This window comes from Actinacidiphila sp. bgisy167 (assembly GCF_965342175.1).
Lineage (GTDB): Bacteria > Actinomycetota > Actinomycetes > Streptomycetales > Streptomycetaceae > Actinacidiphila.
The window spans coordinates 1-2465 of sequence record NZ_CBDRBL010000179.1; the positions used below are offsets into that span (position 1 = coordinate 1).

The 2465-nt window shown below is 71.4% G+C and carries 1 protein-coding gene; it reads left to right on the forward strand.

Translation table 11 applies throughout. The annotated features are described in order from the left end of the window. Positions 1 to 2401: M4 family metallopeptidase (locus tag ACRWND_RS30565; RefSeq protein ID WP_431955184.1), on the forward strand; the 2401-nt coding region annotated here is incomplete at its 5' end. Positions 2402 to 2465: the final 64 nt, after the last annotated feature.

Consider the following 2465-nt stretch of genomic DNA (forward strand, 5'->3'; position numbering starts at 1 on the left):
CGCTGTGGAACTCGCCGTGCACCAGGTGCGGGCGGAGATGGCCAAGGGCGGCTACCGCCCCGCGCGCGCCAAGAGCGCGAAGGACGACCTGACCGGCACCGACCGCGGGCTGAGCGTGCTGCCCACCGGCAAGGGCGTGCTGGCCCGCCACGTCACCGTGCGCGGCACCGACCCGGCCACCGGCGCACCCGTCGACCAGGAGGTCTACCTCGACGCCGCCACCGGCGTGGCGGTCTACGAGCACGGCGGCGCGCCGACCTTCCTCCCGAGCGCTCCCTCGCGCGGCGCCGCCGCGCTCCGGGCGGGCGCCTCCCAGCGCGGTGCCTCGGCGGCAACCAAGCCCCCCACCGCTCCTGCGGGCGATTCGAAGGGCGTCAGCGGCAGCGGAACCCTGTTCGACGGCACCACCGTTACGCTGAACCTCACCAAGGACGCCGGCACCGGCGGCTACCTGCTGCGCGACACCGCGCACATGGCCGACAGCAAGGCGCACAACGTCATCCAGACCTGGGACGCCACCGGCCTCTATTACCAGGACGTCTCGCACCAGTGGCCCGACGCGATCGTGCCGTTCACCTCGCCCACCACGAAGGTTCCGCAGGACCTGACCGACAACGGAGCGGTCAACGCGCACTGGGCGGCCGGCAAGGTCTACGAGTACTACCGCGGCACCTTCCAGCGCGACAGCCTCGACGGCAAGGGCATGGCCATCAACTCCGTCATCGGAGTGACGGATCGCGGCTCCCCGTACGTCAACGCCTTCTGGGACAGCAGCAAGATGGTCTACGGCGTCGGTGACAGCGAGTACCGCCCGCTCTCCTCCGACCTGGACGTCGTCGGCCACGAGATGACCCATGGCGTCGTCGAGCACACCGCCGACCTCGTCTACGCCGGCCAGTCCGGTGCCTTGAACGAGGCCATCGCCGACTACTTCGGCAACGCCATCGACATCACCGTCAGCGGCACCCCCATGAGCGACCCGGACGCCGGCCTGATCGGCGGCGACCTCTGCCGCACCCTGACGCCGAGGGAGTGCGCCTTCCGCGACCTCAACGACGGCGCCACCACCAAGGGCTTTCTCGGGCTCCCCCTCGGGAGCGACTACGACCAGGGAGGCGTGCACTACAACTCCCCGATCTTCGGCGGCGCGCTGTGGGACATCCGCGAGGCCCTGGGCGGCGAACTCGCCGACCAGATCGTCTACAAGGCGCTCACCTCCTACCTCACCCCTCTCGACGGTTTCACCGAGGGCCGTGACGCGGTCGTCGCCGCCGCCAAGTCGCTGCACGTCAAGGGCGACCGCATGGAGCAGGTGAAGAAGGCCTTCGACAGCCACGGCATCGTCCCCGGCTGGGAGAAGAGCCTCGGCCTGGACAGCGACGTCCTGCTCGGCCGGGTCGGCACGCTGCGGTCGTTCGTCGGCACCGGTACCAGCGTCAGCGCCGGCGGCGACTGGTGGGCGGTTCCCCGCTCCAGCGCCGACGGCACCGAGCCGTACGCCGTGTGGACCGGCCGCATCGACGGCAAGGGCAAGCCGCGTCGGATCTCCCCGGTCGACGGGCGCTCGCACCTCAGTGCGGTCACCGACGGCAAGCGCGTGGTGTGGGTGGCGGTCGGCGACGTCCCCGGCGACGACCCCTGGGTGCACACGTACGACATCCTGTCCGCGCCCATGGGCGGCGGCCCGGTCAAGACCCTGTACAGCACCCGTTCGGAGATCAGCGGCCTGAGCGTGGACGGCGACACGGTCGCCTGGTCCCGCCGTGACGACGCGACCGCCTGGCAGCGGGTCCTGTATGTGCAGGGCAACGACACCACCCCGCGTGAGGTGCCGCTCGGCCAGGACTACAACCAGGCGTTGAAGCCCGCCGTCAAGGACGGGCGTATCGCCTACGTCCACGAGGACGCCAACGGGACCGGCGTGGAGGTCTTCGACACCAGGACCCGGAAGACCACGGCTCTGGGCGCACCCTCCTCGCCGGAGTGGATCAGCGCACCGGTGATGACCGGGGCCGATGTGTACTGGCTCATCGACACCGACTACACCGACGACGCCTTCACCACCCTGCGCCGGGCGTCCCTCGACGGCTCCTCGGTCACCGACATCGTCCCCGAGAAGGGCCCGCAGCCCATCCGGGCCTACGGCCTCACGGCGTCGGACACCGCGGTCACGGTGCAGGTGCTCTCCTCGTGGTCGCAGGTCTTCGACGACCCGAACGACTCCCTGGACAAGCTCTACCAGTTCACCCCGCAGGGCGCGCCGCTGGGCCGGGTCTCCTGCGACAAGGGCAGCCAGTCGGGCGCCGCCGCGGGCGCCGGCAACCGCGTGCTGTGGATCGACAGCACCACCACGGACACCGACCTGGTGACCCGGGCCCGCCCCGCGGGCACATGCCGCTGAGCGGCCGCGACACCGCACCACCCCGACGGGGGGGGGGGGGGGGGGGGGGAGGGGGGGGGGGGGA